Genomic DNA, 15964 nt, shown 5'->3' on the forward strand with positions numbered 1-15964 from the left:
AATATGTGTACGTCTTTACTGTACACCAACCGCCCCAGCAGTTGCCACTAATTACTTGTCGCCTGCGGCTGTCAGAAACTCCGCCTGCTGTGGGGACCGGTCCAAGCCTGAGGTTAGGTCTTGGACCTCGACTTGAAGCCGTCAAGGATCAGACGTCTCCAAGCTCGTCCCATGACCTAACCTGACAAGAATCGTCAGCTAAGGTCATCGTCACGGCTGGCTACATTTCTGACCTCCTCCGGCTTAAATAGCCTTCAATATCAGGAGACTTCCTGTATCTACCCGATAGCACTAACAACCCCAAAACGGCATCACTCAAGAAAACCAACCTACTATCCAATTTTTCTCACCAAACAACGCTATCCACTGGTTAAGTTTCTCTTGCAGTTTCCTAAAGTTACCTAAGAAAATATCAAAACTAGGCGTCCCCTTCGCCATCGCCGCTAAAGCTGGCTATACTGGGTTGCGGATTAAGAGATTTGGGGGAGGAATCATCATGCAAAATACACCATTACCACCACGTCGCCGGACCTTCACGCCTCGCCGTCACCACTTGCGACGATGGCTGCTTGCCCTCTGTAGCCTGCTCGTCATCGGTGGCGGCATCTATGGCTGGCGGGCCTGGCACGCGGCTCAGGCAACCTTTTCACAGACCTACCGTGCCGATGGCCTCAAACCAACAAACACCGCGCTGACCAGTGGTAAACCCTTCGCCATCCTATTATTAGGTACCGATACCGGTGCGCTAGGCCGCCATGACGTGGGCCGGACTGATACCATGATTGTCGCGACTATCAATCCCCAAAAACAGACGGCCAAGCTGACCAGCATCCCCCGCGATACGCTCGTCAACATCTATGGTAGCCAGCAGGACGAGGAGAAAATCAACGCTGCCTATCCCCTCTATGGCGCTAAGACGACCGTCAAGACCGTGGAACACCTCGTCAACATTCCCATTCACTACTACGTCCTGCTGAACATGGGTGGTCTAAAGAAAATGATCAACGCAGTGGGTGGGGTCACCGTCACCCCCTTGCTGACCTTCCACTACGAACAGGCTAACGTGGTCAAGGGTCACAAGATTCATCTGAACGGAGCCGGTGCCCTCGCCTACTCACGGATGCGCTACCAGGACCCGCTCGGTGACTACGGTCGGCAGGCACGCCAACGCCAGATCATCAAGGCCCTAGTCCTCAAGGAGGCCAGCATCAGCTCGCTGACCCGCTACCAGTCCGTGCTAGATTCACTGAGCAGTAACCTCCAGACCAACCTAACCTTCAACGACCTCATGTGGCTTCGCGCCAAGGACGGTCACACCAGCCGCCATATCAAGTCGCAAACACTTCAAGGCGAAAACGCCACGCTCAACGGCATCGACTACCAGATTGCCCCGCAGAGTGAAGTCGCCAAAGTTTCAACCGATCTTCGCCAGGCACTGGGTCTGCCAACAGCGAGTGACTTTCAAACAGACGCCCTCGATCCAGTCGGGTTCTAAACCCAAGCGCTCCTCTACCGGCTAGCTAACCTCACCGCTTCGTACAATCCACCCTGATTAGCTAAAATACGCTCCTGCAGGCATTTTCACAAATTCCCGTAGAAGCGTATTTCTTATACTTTATTATTTTGTCTACCGACACCTAAGCGTCTTCCGCCTTGTGTTGCCGCGCTTGCCAGATACGCCAGCCGATGATCAGAACACTCGCATCCCCTAGTAAGGTTCCTAACCCAATCAGCAAGTTGCCAGCACTCGTTACCATCAAGCCAGAAGTGGCCGGGAACCGTGCCAACAGCGCCAGCAATGTCGTGATCCACAGGCTCCCCAACACGGCAGGTAACCAGGCGTTCGGGTGCTGCCGATTCTGCCACCAGGCCAAACCGGTAATGATCACAGCGAAAACCAACAACGTAATACTACCGCCGACCCGCGTCAGATAGACGAGACCGTGTGCCGGAACCGTGCGCGCGGCGATCCCCATCGCAGCCAACAAGCCCACGATGATCACCAGCCACCCGATCAGTCGGCCCCGGATCGTAAATCGTTGCGTCAGCCAGAGTCCCAGTCCCATCGCCAGAATAAACAAACCATACTGCACGGCTACCAACAACAGTTGGAGCGGTACCGCCGGTAAGATCACACTCGGTAAAATTGTCCCCAGGGTAAAGACCAGCAACGGCACTAGGGCGTCCCAAGTTTGCCACCAGGGACGTTGCTCGACCAGCTTGCCCATGGCGATGGCCACGGTTGCCGGACCACCACTCAGATAGTCTTCGGCAGACTGACCGGCCTTTTGTGCAGCCAGAATCTCCGTTAAGAGATCCGCCAAGTCCCGTTGCAACAAGGTCTCATTCGCCGCATACTTCGGCTGTTCTCGTAAATGCTTGACGAGTTGACTCCAATAGGCCTGATTGACCGTATTCAATTGATCCCGCATCACGGCATTTCGTTTGATAATCGTTGCGATTCGCGCCACGATTGCCACTCCCTTCGAAAAAATACTCTGTTCCCATAATAGGGAAGTTTCCAACAAAACACCACTGATTTCTATATTTTAGCGAAAATGCAGGCCACACCAGAGCCCACTGGCAGCCAACAACAGCCCACCGCCGACACTCAGGACTAAATACCCTAATGCAGCGCCAAAACGCCGCTGATCGGCTAACATGACCAGCTCATGGCTAAAGGTCGAGAAGGTGGTAAAGCCACCGAGAATACCGGTTCCTAATAACACGGTCAGTGGCTGATCGAGTTGCCAACCGCTCAGGCCACCGAGTAAAAAGCAGCCCACCCAATTAATAGCCAAGGTCGCGACTGGCCAATGGTTGCCAGTCCACCGTTGAACGACTCGCGTTGTCCCGTAGCGCCCCAGAGCACCGATCGCCGCACCGAAGCCAGCCACCGCGGCCATCATGACTCTTCCTCCACGGGAAAGGCCCACCAGCGCCGAGCGCTCCAGACACCCAGCCAGCTGAGCAGCAGGCCACCAATCAAGGTAATTCCAACGTAGAGCCCCGCAACACCCCAGGCCTGGCGGTTCAGGAGTCGCTCCAGGTCCAAGCTAAACGTCGAAAAGGTTGTAAACGCGCCTAAACCGCCGACACCCAGCCCAACGCTCACCGCACTAGGCCACTGGGCCGTCACTCTTTCCGCGTGGGACAACCAGGCTAGCAGCCCACTCCCTAACAAGTTGACGAGGACCGTAGCCCAAGGAAAGCCAGCAGTAACGGGCAGCACAACCCCCAGCAAGTAACGGCTCCCACCACCGATAAATGCACACACTATAATTGCAAAAACATTGGCCATAGATCCGGGCCACCTCTCGAATAATATCTTTCGATTATACCAAAAAAGCCGCCATAATTGGCGACTTCCGGATCAATGTGTCTTAACAACTAAGTCTAAGGCATCCTGCAGTTCAGCTTGCTGATCCTCGTCGAGTTGATTCTCGGCAATACACTGTTTGACGTTCTCGGCGACAACAACTCCCATCATCCGCTCCACACCAGAACGAACGGCGGCCAATTGCGTCAGGATATCCTTGCACTCCCGTCCCTCATCGACCATCTTTAAGATTCCTTGGAGTTGCCCGTCGGCTCGCCGTAACCGGTTTTTGAGTTGGTTCGACGTCGTTTGCACCATTAGGCCGTCACCTCAGTTAACTTTTCATCAATGTACTTCTTCAGGACTGACTTGGGATGGAAACCGACAACCTTTTCCGTAGGCATTCCGTTCTTGAAGATGACCAATGACGGAATGCTCATGATGCCCAGGGACTGTGCAAGGTCTTGGTTCTTATCGACATCGAGGGAGGCGAACTTGACTTGGTCGCCATAATCCTTGTCGAGATCCTCGAGAACCGGCGTCTGCATCTTACATGGCCCACACCAGTCAGCCCAGAAGTCTACGACCGTCACCGCAGTGTCGTCACCAATGTGTTCGAAATCCTTACTTGTAATAGCTTGCATACTTAGCAACTCCTCATCAAAATTAATTAGTGGTCTCAGTATACCCCCATAGGTATCTTTTGACTAGTCTTTTGCCTGTCGGTTGCAGAATTGCCAGCTATCAGTGACTCCTGTAGCTACAAAAAAAGCTCAGCGCCCTCACGCCAAGCCTCATTAGAATCGTTTTCTACAGTTAAACGTTCTCTGAATCTTCGTCCATCCCAGCCGTCAGACGTGGATGGTTATTCCCACGCTTCGTTTCCTTTTCAACCGCCATCTGAGCCACAATGTTCAGGTAGTTGAATGGGGCATCGAAGTTCGGGTTGAACAGCATATCAATGAAAGCTAAATCATCGATCGTGTTGCGGTTCTGAATCGCAATTGAAATGGCGTTAGCTGACTGTGCAACTTCATGTTGACTCAGGAATTGAGCTCCCAAGACCCGCCGGTTTTCCCGGTTGTAGACCAAATTGATGGTCAAGTCATCAGTCGATGGCATGTAGTCTGGCCGCCAAGTTCCTTGGAAGGTCACTTGGTCAGCGTCAATGCCAGCTCGCAAGGCGTGGTCAATCGTCAACCCGGTAGAAGCTAACGTCCGGCCAAAGATTTGCATCGCTGACGTGGCTTGCGTTCCCATGTACTTCTGGATGTTACCGAAGATGTTGATCCCGGCCAGCATCCCTTGACGCACGGCATTCGTCGCAAGTGGCGTGTAGGCTGGTTTGCCAGTTGGATTGAAGTTAACGACACTAGCGTCCCCACAAGCAAAGATGTCTGGGTTGGACGTCTGAACGTAGTCATTGATGATGATTGCGCCGTGCCGGTCCATATCAACCTGGCCCCGTAACAATTCTGTATTGGGTACGAACCCAGTGCAGACAACGGCTAAGTCAGCCGTAAAGTCACCGTTCGTCGATTCAATGACCAGTTGGCCATTATCATCACCGGTAAAGGACGTGACCCGGCTATTCAGCATGACCTTAACCCCGTGGTCTTCCAAAATGCTAACAACGTGATCGGAGAATTCCTTGTCAACGTAGTGGTTCAAAATGATATCCCGTGACTGAATCAACTGAACATCGTGCCCGGTCCGCGCGTAACTTTCAGCAAGTTCCGTCCCGATATAACCGGCCCCGATAATGGCGATTCGCTTGTTGCCCTTGGCCGCTTTATCAATGGCGATCGCTTGATCGTAGTTCTTACACATTAAAACCTTTTCTTCATCGATGCCGAAGATTGGTGGCACGGTCACTGTCGACCCGGTTGCCATAATTAATTTATCATAAGTATCCGTGGAAACGTCCCCAGTGTCCATATCCACGATTTCAAGTGATTTAGTTTCTGAATCGATCTTAATCACGTTGCGGCGCGTCAAGACCTTTGCACCAGCTTCAACCAACGCTTCGGGTGAAGAATAGAACATATCCTCCAGGTGCTTAACTTGACCGTCAAGGAACAGTGAAATCCCGCAAGACAAGAATGAAACCGTCGTGTGCCGTTCGTAAATAGTCACATCAGTTTCCGGATGATCCCGTAAAATTTGTAGCGCTGCATTTGTGCCAGCGTGTGTACTACCAACAATGATGACTTTCATGTTTACCCTCCTACATGAAAAACGATTCTAACGATAGTCTACTTGAAAGTTAGCGAAAGATAAATGACTTCGTCTCGGAAAACAGGGAATATCCGGTCAAAGTCTCACATTTCAGAGATAATGACGGGTGAAAGTGCAATTTGCACATATCTTTTCACCGTTTTACTTATAGAATCATCATAATTTTCTATATAAGTAAGCGCTGTTTCGCAACGTTATGTAGGCCTATTGTCCATTTCTTCAATTTCACCCATTCGTTCGGCTTTTCCCATTCATCGACACCATAACTTATCTCGCCCCTTTTTAAAATGACCAGATTAAATCGCTTACCATCGAAATTAAAGGACAGCCCAAGCCCCTTATCACGCTATAAATAACGGCTTTGCTAGGATTCTTCCAACGACTAGCTACCGTTAAATTAAGACACCCTATTCATGGAATTCACAATTTTATAGCCACTTAATTTCAATCGTCACATTTTACTTGCGAACAACCTAACGAGCGCTTATGATGACTGTAGTTAGTTCGTGATACGTTCTGACCTTAAGCACTGTGATAGATGATAGGAATCACTGTCTATAGATGCACTCCCCCCAAAACAAGTGATTTATTAACAGATTCCTAAATAAGGTCCCGAGTAATCCGCATGTTACTCGGGACTTTTTCTATACAAAAAACGCGTGAGCCCTTAGCTCGCGCGTTTTGCTTTAATCAATTGAATGGCGCGTTGTCCCAGAAAGGGAATCGCCAGCAAGACAATGAATAACCAGGTGAAGTTATTTCTAACGAATGGCGTATTGCCGAAAAAGTAGCCCACCGCACAACAGCTCCCCACCCATAGAAGGCTCCCCATCAGGTTGTAGAGACGGAATTGCCGCCAGGTCATCTCAGCCGTGCCGGCCATGATCGGTACAAACAAGCCAACGAACGGGATAAATCGCCCCACCAGCATGGTCTGGTCCTGATTGCGGTTAAAGGCCGCTGTCGCCTCCGCCACCTTCTGGTCCGGTAACCGCTCGATCAGTTTATCCTGGGTATTGTGCCAGCGTAGCGTCGTCAGGTACTTAATCGCCGAACCCAGGGTGGCCGCCGTAGTAAACATCAAGACGAGCAGCCAAATATTTAACCGGGAATTCGGGTCGGCTGAGATCGACCCTACCATAAAGAGTAGCGACTGCCCCGGAATAAAGGAGAAGATTAACATCCCTGATTCCAGAAAGATCAAGAAGAACAGCACGGGGTAGATACCGGTTCCCAACTGATTGGTCAGCGGCACTAACACATTCAGCGGATGCCAGATCATATCCCAAATCTCTAATAAAAACGTCATGTGAAAGCCCCCTCTATCTTATTTTTATTCGAACACGACTCACTCGTGCCCCGTGAATTTCACGAAATTCAGTCACACTTGCGCCCTTACTTATCAGGCGAACAATCGGATTACCACCGTCTTAAGCGGCAAAGACCAGCCCTAACATCCGGACATTTACCAGCCAAATTAGCCCTAAAAGTAACGGAATGTCAGGCCAATTGTCAGCCAACTACCGTGATGACCGCCAGCGTCACAATGGCTAGCAACTTTAATAACTGCCGATTAGTGACGACACATTGTTGCCACCATTGCGATTGATATACGTGGCGTATAAATAATTAACGGGTGTACACCCCAAGAGTACTCCCAAAAATTCGGCATTTAGGAACAACCCGCTGGGACACGCCACTTCCCCGCCTTCTCGACTTACCCAGCCGCTCTGACCACGAAGTCTACTCAAACCAGTCAAAGTGTCGCCATCCAGTGTCGTTACTATTCGTTTCTCTATTATACGGATTATTCGCAGAAAGTCAGGCACTTTCGTCCAAAATAAAAAGCGACCCACTCAGTCATTGGGGTCGCAAAACGTTGTCGTCACCATCTTTAGCAGCATAAAATTGTTTTTGTTCACGACAATTGCTTCAGCTATTTAATTTTTCGTGCGCTGATCAGTAAACGGCCAAAAGTGTTGTGGCACAAGGGATAACCCTATTATTAGTAAATTTATGGAACCAATCAATTGCACCTGAGAGGTCAAGGCGTTACACTACAAGCAAGTTAGTAACTACGGATGTTACTAGCTGGGTTGTACCAAATTCTTATTACTCTTTTTTACGAGCAGCAAGTAGCACTCCCCCAAAGTATCTATATTCTGCTCGTATCCCCCCTCAAGCCGCGATAGCCTTAATATCGTGGCTTTTTTTGCGCGTGTTTAACCCTGACGCTGTGACGGCCGGCCAAAGAACGGCCTGACCTAGTCCAGCACCTGTACGCCGACGCCAATTAAGCCCGGACCGGTATGAACACCCAGCGCCGGTGACACGTCGCCAGCATACCATTCCAAAACGTTGGGATGGGCCGCTTTTAATTTTCCAAGGACGGATACGCGCAGCTCCGGGTTCACCCCATCACAGACGGCGACGTTGACCCGCTTAGCATCACCAATGGCGTCATTGACCAGCGCCAGTAACTTGGTAATCGTCCGCTTCTCACCACGCACCTTGGCGATTGGGTAGTAGATTCCCTCTGCATCACAGGAAATAATGGGCTTCACGTTCAGTAAGGTTCCGGCCATCCCGGCAACCTTGCCGATCCGACCACCCGCCTGCAGATATTTGAGGGATGGCACGTAAAAGAATACTTTGGTCTGCGCCGTCACCCGTTCCACCTCGTCCACGATCTCTTGGAATGACTTCCCGGCAGACCGCAAAGCAGCGGCATAAATGGCCGCAAAACCACTGCCGATCCCCACACTTCGAGTATTGACCACGTGGACCGTCAAATCCGTGTCAGCGGCCAGCAATTGCGTTTCCTGATAGGTTCCAGAGAGTTCCGCTGAAATGCAGACAGCGATGACGTGAGTGTAGCCGGACGCTTGAATTCGTTCCAGAGCTTCCATAATGTGCTTCCCCGTGGGACTCGCCGTCGTCGCCCGTTCGGTTGCTTGCCGCCGGTAAAATTCTGCCGGGGTAATCGTGACCCGGTCCTCGTAGGCACGATCCCGAAAAATAACGTTCATTGGCATCAGGGCCATGTCTGCCGCTTCCAGAACAGCCGCCGGAACGTCAGAACATGAGTCCACTAAAATTGCAATTTTCTCTTGTGGCATGGGTGTTACCTCGTTTCTCCTAGTATCGTTCTTGGATAATAATCGTTATTATAACGCAATTATCTAGTTTTGGGAACTAGGTCATCTGCCGTTAGTTCCATATGTACCCTTACTAAGCTGGACACTTGCATCCATTAAGCCAGCAGAAAAGTTGATTTACGTGTAACCTAAATGTAGCCGAAAAAAATTTTTTTCTGTTAAAACTAAGCCGGAACTAATTCTGGCATTAGCCCTGCATATGCGACTCACCCCGGCTCCGACAGACACCGCCACTTTGAATAACACTTCACACAGTCAATCACTGCAACCATGAAACCGGCACCACACTGTTGTGTCCTCTCCCAAGCAAGCCCTGCTAGTCCGTTTTTACGCTGACAAGAAAAAGGCTTCTACTTATACAAATATTTTTTTGGAGAACCAAAACTTCAGCCTGGTAAGGTTGACATTGCGGCTAGATAGCCTATACTTACGTTTGGAAATGAAGTGAGTGATCGACATCAGTTTTCCGATTTTGCTCTTATTTGCACCATCTATTACTGGTTCCGACCACGTACTTACCAGGAAAGACAGAAGTCACTTGACTACCTGAATTTCTAAGCCAATAGAAAAGAGGGATTTTATGAAAAATCATGAAACCGACCCAAAGTCCAAGCACCATATGATTGGATCCACTGACTCTAACCAGAAGAGTCTCGATGAAGTCAACGGTACCGTTGAAGTACCGCAAAACGCAGGCTTCTGGAGAACCCTAATGGCCTATACAGGCCCCGGCGCGTTAATTGCCGTGGGGTATATGGATCCCGGGAACTGGATCACTTCAATTGCCGGTGGTGCGCAATACAAGTACGCACTGCTAACCGTTGTTCTGCTATCCAGTTTGGTTGCCATGTTGCTACAAGCCATGTCGGCGCGGTTGGGGATTGTTACGGGTAAGGATCTCGCGCAACTGACGCGAGAACGTACCGGTAAGAAGACCGGACTGTTCCTCTGGATTGTCACTGAATTAGCCATTATGGCCACGGATATTGCCGAAATTATCGGGTCCGCGATTGCTTTAAAGTTATTATTCGGTTTCCCATTAATTGTCGGCCTGATCATCACCGCCGCTGACGTCTTAATTCTCTTAATCCTGATGAAGTTGGGCTTCCGTAAGATTGAAGCCATCGTCGCTACTCTGGTTGCCGTCATCCTCTTCGTATTCTTGTATGAAGTGATTCTCGCCAAGCCAGAAGTCACCCAGATGTTAGAGGGTTACATTCCTTCCAGCGCTATCGTGACTAATCACGGCATGCTCTACCTGACCTTAGGGATTGTCGGTGCAACGGTCATGCCCCATGATTTGTACCTGGGCTCATCAATCTCACAAACGCGGAACTTCGACCGGAGCGACCGGAAGAGTGTGGCCAAGGCCATCAAGTTCACCACGATTGACTCCAACATTCAGTTAACGATTGCGTTCGTTGTAAACAGTCTGTTACTGATTCTGGGGGCTGCCCTGTTCTTCGGTACCAACAGTGATCTGGGTCGCTTCGTTGACCTGTTCAACGCCCTCAGCGATAACCAAGTCGTCGGCGCCATTGCCAGTCCACTCCTCAGTATGCTCTTCGCCTTAGCCCTGTTGGCTTCCGGGCAAAGTTCAACCATTACCGGGACGCTGGCTGGACAGATTATCATGGAAGGGTTCATCAACCTAAAGATGCCACTCTGGGCACAACGGCTGCTGACTCGGTTACTCTCCGTGACACCAGTTATCATCTTCGCCGTCATCTACCACGGTAATGAAGCGAAGATCGAAGACTTGCTGACATCCTCGCAGGTCTTCCTGAGTATCGCGTTACCATTCGCCATGATCCCGCTGGTGCTGTTCACCAGTAACAAGGACCTGATGGGTGAATTCGTCAACAAGACTTGGTCTAAGGTCTTGGGATGGATCATCGCCGTCATTCTGATTATCCTGAATATTTACTTGATTCTAAATACACTGGGCATTACCGCCTAGAACCAACACTCGACTTGCAAAGGTCGGGTGTTTTTTTGACTTCTGAGATAGCAACAGGTATAACTAAATCTATAATTGGTGATTTTAACAATCTACGTAGCCACCTAATCTCTTGAAGTGCGAGGTGTTTCCCGTGAAAGCCAACTTCCTAACAACCCTGCGGACCCATCTCATGACCCCCGTGGTCGCCGATGCGCCAGCTCTATACGCCCTGATCGATGCGGATCGTGAAAATTTGGCACGGTGGATGCCCCGCACGGCCAGCCTCAAATCAGTGGAAGACGAGGCGGCCTACCTGTTCCGTTCTCAGGAACGCATTGCCAACAACCAATTTTGGCTAGCGGTCATCTGGGTTGGCAATCGGCCGGCCGGAACGATCGACCTTCACAATTTCCAGAACGGTCATGCCGAGATTGGTTACTGGCTGGGCCGCGACTTCCGGGGCCGCGGTATCATGACGCACGTGTTGGGCATTGTCGAGGACGTGGCCTTCAGTCAGCTAGACCTTCATCAGCTAGAATTGATCATTGCCACGGCCAATACGGCCAGCCGTGCCGTCGCCCAGCGCCGCAGGTTCCATCAAGACGGTATTCTGCGAGAGCACCTGTTAACGGCTAGTGGCAACTATGATGACGCCGTCGTCTATACCAAGCTGGCTCGCGAATTTAAGTCAGCTTAGGCAAAATCAATTAACCCTATTCTTAAAAATAATCGAGGTTCTCTGTATGACACCCATCATTAATTTAGAAAATCCCCAGCTTAGCGACGCACCAGCACTCTTTGCCCAGATTGAGGCAGACCGTGAGCAACTCTTACAATGGTTGCCATGGGCCGCGACAACCCGTACAGTGGCGGACGAAGCTGCCTTTTTACAGTATTGTCAGCAGCGCATCGCGGACCATAAGCTATGGTTAGCCACGATTTGGGTCGCTAACCAGCCGGCTGGTCTGATTGATCTCCACGAATTCAAAGATGACCATGCCGCCGTGGGTTACTGGTTGGCAAGTTCCTTACGTGGTCAAGGTATCATGACCCGCTGTCTCGCGGCGGCAGAACAGATTGGATTCACCACTCTAGATCTTCACGTCATCAACCTTTTAGCCGCACCAGAAAATAAAGCCAGTCGTGCAGTTGCCGCGCATCGTCATTTTCATCAAGATGGTATCTTGCGTGATTATCTTCCGACAAGCGATGGTAGCTATCAGGACGCCGTAATCTACTCAAAATTAGCTGACGAATTCGAGGCTTAATTGCATTTTAAAAGGGAACTGCACACTGAAGCGCAGTTCCCTTTTTCAACTCTATTTCAGTTTATAATTTAAGCGCGTTGGCCACCATCGACCGTGAATTCTGCCCCGTTAGCGAAGCTAGATTCGTCGCTACCCAGGTAGACACAGACTTCACCAATGTCTTGTGGCTTACCTAAATGGCCAACCGGCACCGTCTTCACGATAGCATCGCGGGCAGCTTCAGGAATGATCGCCGTGTCAATCCAGCCAGGATGAACGGAGTTGACCCGGATGTCGATGCCACGTTGGGCCAGGTTCAGGGCCGTGGCATGACTTAACAACCGACTCCCACCCTTACTTGCGGAGTAGGCTGGGGCCAGTGGCAACCCAACCAGACCGGCAACGGAGGACACGTTGATGATGGACCCCTTAGCGTCGTTAGTCTTTTGCATGGCCTTGATGCCCGCCTTTTCACCCAAGAAGTTCGCCGTCAGGTTAATGTCGATAACCTTCTGCCAGTCTTCCAGTGACAGGTCTTCAATGGCACTGTTGACGCCACCAATTCCGGCGTTATTGACTAAGATATCCAACTTGCCAAATTTAGCAATTGTGGCATCGATAACCTTCTGCCAATCCGCTTCCTTGGCAACATCTTGTTGGACGAAGAGACTCACGTCGTCCCCAAACTTTTCAACGGCGGCGTGACCACCATCGACGTTATGGTTAGCGGTAACCACGACCTTGGCACCCTCCCGAACGTAGCATTCAGCGATACCTAATCCAATACCAGCGACCCCGCCGGTAATAATCGCAACTTTACCCTTTAAACGATCTGACATCTTAAATCATCCTTTCACCATTTACTATTGTTCAGAATATCACATTACGTAAACGGAAGAAAATAATTTGCCTGAATAATTGCGGTCCTTCATCTATTAACAAAAAAGAGCGGGTCGTTGGGACCCGCTCCAGTTTTAATTAAAATTTATGCGGTAAGACTAGCCCACCAAACTCGTTTTCGTTTGGCCGTTCACGCTTAACCACTAACTCTTGGTTAACGAAGCTTGAAATCCCGGTCTGTCCAAGTTCCCGACCGAAGCCAGACTTCTTCACCCCACCGAATTCTAACTCTGGTAGAGAGCTGAAGAAGGTGTTGACGAAGACCATCCCAGTCTCAATCTGCGAAGCTAATTCCGCACCGTATTCGGCGCTACCGGCAAAGACGATCCCACCCAAGCCGTAATCGGAGTCGTTGGCCAACGCCACAGCTTCGGCGTCATCCTTCACCTTGTAGACCTGGGCCACGGGGCCAAACATTTCCTTCCCATAGGCCGGATTATCTTTGGTGATACCCGTCAGAATAGTCGGCATAAAGAACTGACCCTCGTCGTCGATTGGTTCATGGACGTAGTACGCCGTTGCACCACCATCCAAAGCCATGTCGACCTGCGCTTGGAGGTGTTCTTTGGCCTTCTTGGAGTTCATAGGTGCCAGCGTAGTTGCTGGATCCATGGGATCACCCATCTTCACACTAGAGAAGGCATCCTTCAGCGCTGCCAAAAGCTCATCGTAATTGTTTTCCGTGACAATGAATCGCTTGGAAGACGTGCAGACTTGCCCGGCATTGTAGAGCCGTGCTCGCGGTGCAATCGCCGTCACATCAGCCATGTTGGCATCGTGCGCCACGATGAAGGCATCGGTTCCCCCGAGCTCCATCGTGTTCTTCTTCAAATATTTACCAGCAACTTCGGCAACTGCCACCCCGCCACGTTCCGAACCGGTCAGGGCCACCCCTTGAACCCGTTTGTCGGCGACCACCTGGGACACTTGATCGTAAGACAGGAAGAGGTTAGTCAGCGCACCATCAGGAGCCCCAGCCCGCCGCACAGCATCTTCAAAGGCCAACGCCGACGCTGGCGTGATTGCTGCGTGTTTGAAGACAATGGGATCACCGACCGCAAAGTTAGGCGCGAAGATCCGCATCATTTGGTAGTATGGAAAGTTCCACGGTTCCACCGCCATCAGGACGCCCAGCGGATGATCCTCGATTTGTGCGTCACCGGCAATCGTATTGATGGTCCGTGGCTGTAGGAATTCTTCGGCGTGGTCCGCATAGTATTCCGCAATCTGAGCACACAACAACACTTCACCCTGGGCTTCCACAAAGAGTTTACCCATATCGATCGTCAAAACTTTGGCCAGACTGTCCGTCTCATCTCTAAAGAGCTGCGCGAGTTTACGCAAAACAGGAATCCGGGTAGCTACGGGATCATTCCGCCACTTTTTATAGAGCGTTTGGGCCTTGGCGAGACTCTCTTCAACGTACTCTGGTGTTGCATCAGCATAGGTCTTTACAACTTCATTGGTATAGGGATTCGTCGTCTGATAAGCCATAATCATTGTCCTCCTAACGGGATCGTTCACATTCACAATGTAACCCTTTACAAAGCACACTATACCCGCATAAATCGTTAAATACCAGCATTTAGATTGTGATGTTTTCGACATGAAGGTTTGTGAATTATCGCATTTATTTTGTCACTTCACAATTGACAGTTTTTAAATTGGTCTAGGCACACCATGACGGCTAATCACCAAATTGGCCGAAAAAAAAACGGTTGACCCAGACTGACCGAATCCAGTCTGCATCATCCGTTTTGACCTTACACTTTAACTTAACTTCCAACGGTCTAGAATCCCGTTGAACAGACGGTTAGCCGTCGTCATCTGATCGAGGACCGTCCGGGGACTTGCGGTAAAGTTATCGTTCGCCCACTTATTAATAATTCCCAACGCGCCAGCAGCAATAAATTCCGCCGACGTGTCGATCACGTCTTCCTTTAAGTAACGATACTCGGGCATTGCGTGGAGCAAAATTGACAATCGTGAAGCCACAAACTCATTCATTGATTGACGCCAAACGCCATCATCATAGGGATAAGCGTTCAGGAAAATCTTAGAATTATCAGCGATCCGTTCCAACAATTGAATCGTTGCCGGTCGCCAGTTCTCTAAGGTCAGGGCTACGGGTTGTTCATGACGCGGTGCTTCAACGATAAAGTGTTGATAGACAAAGGTCAACAACTCGTATTTATCGGCAAAGTAGTAATAGAACGTCTTTCGGTGAACTTCCGCTTCGTCCGCAATCTCACGGACCGTAATCTTATCAAACGTATTGTGGTTCAACAACGAAGCCAAGGCCTCCGCAATTCGCTCCTTAGTTTCCGATGCAGCCATCGTGATACCTCCAATCATTCACACAACATTTTATTTATGTTTTGTGCGTTACTAGCATCCCCCCCTGGAAGCTAGTAACCTTAACTAACGTCCCAAGCTGACTAAAATTATACGCGTCTTCTAGTGAGAAGAAACCCTTTTCGCGAAAAAATGTCAGTTCATTGTTGAGTAGTTACACCTATCAACAATGCTATCAATTTAGTTTTTGGACAAAATTGATTATAGCATATCTACCGGTACATTGTACGATACTTTTGTGCACAATAGGTAAGAAATCCGTAAATTTTCTGGAAAATGCCTAATTTTTTTCGAGAACTACGCGCTCAGTCGTCATCGCCAGGCTTCCTTCGAGCCGCAACAGCGATTTCTTCCGAGTCAGTCCACCGGCGTAACCAACTAAATCTCCCATTTGCCCAACAACTCGATGGCACGGAATCACCAGACTAATCGGATTGTGACCGACAGCATTGCCCATGGCACGGGCTCCCGGGTTATGACCAATCATTGGGGTCACCAATGTTGCCAGTTCACCGTAAGTTCGAACTTCGCCATATGGAATTGTTCGTAACACTGACCAGACAACCTGACGAAGCGCCGTTCCGGCTGGTCGAACAGGGAAATCCACCGGCGGCTGTTGCCCGGCAAAGTAGGCCGTCAGCCACTCTGCCAACTGGTCAAAAACCGGTGCATCCCCCAGTGATGCCTCAGCTGATAGCGTGCTCCCATAGTGTTGCTGGTCGGTAAACCACAGACCCGTAAGCGCATCGCCATCACTAGCAGCTGTAATCGTTCCCAATGGCGTCATGAGTTGCTTCTGTCGCAT

At 50.2% G+C, this 15964-nt stretch carries 16 protein-coding genes; 4 read left to right on the forward strand and 12 right to left on the reverse strand.

What is annotated here, in order from left to right:
- The first annotated feature begins 496 nt into the window (after positions 1-496).
- Positions 497-1495 (forward strand): LCP family protein, encoded by a 999-nt coding sequence (locus tag ACEPSU_RS11000; RefSeq protein ID WP_395321622.1) that lies wholly within the window; start codon positions 497-499, stop codon positions 1493-1495.
- Between the two features lie 142 nt (positions 1496-1637).
- Here the strand turns inward: ACEPSU_RS11000 and ACEPSU_RS11005 are convergent, their stop codons facing one another.
- The 8 genes from ACEPSU_RS11005 to ACEPSU_RS11040 form a co-directional block, all read right to left on the reverse strand.
- The gene (locus ACEPSU_RS11005; protein WP_395321624.1) at positions 1638-2471 is read right to left on the reverse strand and encodes a hypothetical protein; all 834 of its coding nucleotides are present in this window, start codon (positions 2469-2471) and stop codon (positions 1638-1640) included.
- Positions 2472-2549: 78 nt separating this feature from the next.
- Positions 2550-2909 carry a fluoride efflux transporter FluC gene (locus ACEPSU_RS11010; protein WP_395321626.1) on the reverse strand — a complete coding sequence of 120 codons (360 nt, stop codon included), beginning with the start codon at positions 2907-2909 and terminating at the stop codon, positions 2550-2552.
- A complete protein-coding gene (locus ACEPSU_RS11015; protein ID WP_395321628.1) occupies positions 2906-3301 on the reverse strand; it encodes a fluoride efflux transporter FluC in 396 nt (131 codons plus the stop codon). Before ACEPSU_RS11015 ends, ACEPSU_RS11010 begins: the two co-directional genes overlap by 4 nt.
- Positions 3302-3373: 72 nt before the next feature.
- On the reverse strand, positions 3374-3637 hold the full coding sequence (locus tag ACEPSU_RS11020) for a metal-sensitive transcriptional regulator (protein ID WP_020088912.1): 264 nt from the start codon (positions 3635-3637) through the stop codon (positions 3374-3376).
- Positions 3637-3963 (reverse strand): thioredoxin, encoded by a 327-nt coding sequence (gene trxA / locus ACEPSU_RS11025; RefSeq protein ID WP_395321630.1) that lies wholly within the window; start codon positions 3961-3963, stop codon positions 3637-3639. Before trxA ends, ACEPSU_RS11020 begins: the two co-directional genes overlap by 1 nt.
- Positions 3964-4135: 172 nt before the next feature.
- Complete coding sequence (locus ACEPSU_RS11030; protein WP_260339146.1) at positions 4136-5536, reverse strand: FAD-dependent oxidoreductase; 1401 nt, start codon at positions 5534-5536, stop codon at positions 4136-4138.
- Between the two features lie 688 nt (positions 5537-6224).
- Complete coding sequence (locus tag ACEPSU_RS11035; RefSeq protein ID WP_395321633.1) at positions 6225-6866, reverse strand: VTT domain-containing protein; 642 nt, start codon at positions 6864-6866, stop codon at positions 6225-6227.
- Positions 6867-7821: 955 nt separating this feature from the next.
- The gene (locus tag ACEPSU_RS11040; protein ID WP_395321635.1) at positions 7822-8676 is read right to left on the reverse strand and encodes a DegV family protein; all 855 of its coding nucleotides are present in this window, start codon (positions 8674-8676) and stop codon (positions 7822-7824) included.
- A gap of 619 nt (positions 8677-9295) precedes the next feature.
- Between ACEPSU_RS11040 and ACEPSU_RS11045 the strand changes: the two genes are divergently transcribed.
- The 3 genes from ACEPSU_RS11045 (at position 9296) to ACEPSU_RS11055 (ending at position 11925) form a co-directional block, all read left to right on the forward strand.
- On the forward strand, positions 9296-10675 hold the full coding sequence (locus ACEPSU_RS11045) for an Nramp family divalent metal transporter (RefSeq protein WP_020088917.1): 1380 nt from the start codon (positions 9296-9298) through the stop codon (positions 10673-10675).
- Between the two features lie 133 nt (positions 10676-10808).
- Positions 10809-11354 (forward strand): GNAT family N-acetyltransferase, encoded by a 546-nt coding sequence (locus ACEPSU_RS11050; protein WP_395321637.1) that lies wholly within the window; start codon positions 10809-10811, stop codon positions 11352-11354.
- A gap of 46 nt (positions 11355-11400) precedes the next feature.
- Positions 11401-11925: a GNAT family N-acetyltransferase gene (locus ACEPSU_RS11055; RefSeq protein WP_395321639.1), complete on the forward strand. Its 525-nt coding sequence runs from the start codon at positions 11401-11403 to the stop codon at positions 11923-11925.
- Between the two features lie 68 nt (positions 11926-11993).
- Here the strand turns inward: ACEPSU_RS11055 and ACEPSU_RS11060 are convergent, their stop codons facing one another.
- The 4 genes from ACEPSU_RS11060 to ACEPSU_RS11075 all read right to left on the reverse strand — a co-directional run bounded on the left by ACEPSU_RS11060 (position 11994) and on the right by ACEPSU_RS11075 (position 15964).
- On the reverse strand, positions 11994-12743 hold the full coding sequence (locus ACEPSU_RS11060) for a glucose 1-dehydrogenase (RefSeq protein WP_395321641.1): 750 nt from the start codon (positions 12741-12743) through the stop codon (positions 11994-11996).
- Between the two features lie 139 nt (positions 12744-12882).
- A complete protein-coding gene (locus ACEPSU_RS11065) occupies positions 12883-14298 on the reverse strand; it encodes an NAD-dependent succinate-semialdehyde dehydrogenase (protein WP_395321643.1) in 1416 nt (471 codons plus the stop codon).
- 276 nt (positions 14299-14574) lie between these two features.
- A complete protein-coding gene (locus tag ACEPSU_RS11070) occupies positions 14575-15141 on the reverse strand; it encodes a TetR/AcrR family transcriptional regulator C-terminal domain-containing protein (protein WP_020088921.1) in 567 nt (188 codons plus the stop codon).
- Positions 15142-15439: 298 nt separating this feature from the next.
- A complete protein-coding gene (locus ACEPSU_RS11075) occupies positions 15440-15964 on the reverse strand; it encodes a methylated-DNA--[protein]-cysteine S-methyltransferase (RefSeq protein ID WP_395361549.1) in 525 nt (174 codons plus the stop codon).

Origin of the sequence: Levilactobacillus parabrevis (assembly GCF_044051715.1) — a bacterium.
In the GTDB taxonomy this organism is placed as follows: domain Bacteria; phylum Bacillota; class Bacilli; order Lactobacillales; family Lactobacillaceae; genus Levilactobacillus; species Levilactobacillus parabrevis.

Bases quoted from the DNA above. Each gene is read 5' to 3' on its own strand.
- ACEPSU_RS11000 (WP_395321622.1), top strand. From the start codon at position 497: ATGCAAAATACACCATTACCACCACGTCGCCGGACCTTCACGCCTCGC.
- ACEPSU_RS11010 (WP_395321626.1), bottom strand. From the start codon at position 2,909: ATGATGGCCGCGGTGGCTGGCTTCGGTGCGGCGATCGGTGCTCTGGGG.
- ACEPSU_RS11015 (WP_395321628.1), bottom strand. From the start codon at position 3,301: ATGGCCAATGTTTTTGCAATTATAGTGTGTGCATTTATCGGTGGTGGG.
- ACEPSU_RS11020 (WP_020088912.1), bottom strand. From the start codon at position 3,637: ATGGTGCAAACGACGTCGAACCAACTCAAAAACCGGTTACGGCGAGCC.
- trxA (WP_395321630.1), bottom strand. From the start codon at position 3,963: ATGCAAGCTATTACAAGTAAGGATTTCGAACACATTGGTGACGACACT.
- ACEPSU_RS11030 (WP_260339146.1), bottom strand. From the start codon at position 5,536: ATGAAAGTCATCATTGTTGGTAGTACACACGCTGGCACAAATGCAGCG.
- ACEPSU_RS11035 (WP_395321633.1), bottom strand. From the start codon at position 6,866: ATGACGTTTTTATTAGAGATTTGGGATATGATCTGGCATCCGCTGAAT.
- ACEPSU_RS11040 (WP_395321635.1), bottom strand. From the start codon at position 8,676: ATGCCACAAGAGAAAATTGCAATTTTAGTGGACTCATGTTCTGACGTT.
- ACEPSU_RS11045 (WP_020088917.1), top strand. From the start codon at position 9,296: ATGAAAAATCATGAAACCGACCCAAAGTCCAAGCACCATATGATTGGA.
- ACEPSU_RS11055 (WP_395321639.1), top strand. From the start codon at position 11,401: ATGACACCCATCATTAATTTAGAAAATCCCCAGCTTAGCGACGCACCA.
- ACEPSU_RS11060 (WP_395321641.1), bottom strand. From the start codon at position 12,743: ATGTCAGATCGTTTAAAGGGTAAAGTTGCGATTATTACCGGCGGGGTC.
- ACEPSU_RS11065 (WP_395321643.1), bottom strand. From the start codon at position 14,298: ATGGCTTATCAGACGACGAATCCCTATACCAATGAAGTTGTAAAGACC.
- ACEPSU_RS11070 (WP_020088921.1), bottom strand. From the start codon at position 15,141: ATGGCTGCATCGGAAACTAAGGAGCGAATTGCGGAGGCCTTGGCTTCG.
- ACEPSU_RS11075 (WP_395361549.1), bottom strand. From the start codon at position 15,964: ATGCGACAGAAGCAACTCATGACGCCATTGGGAACGATTACAGCTGCT.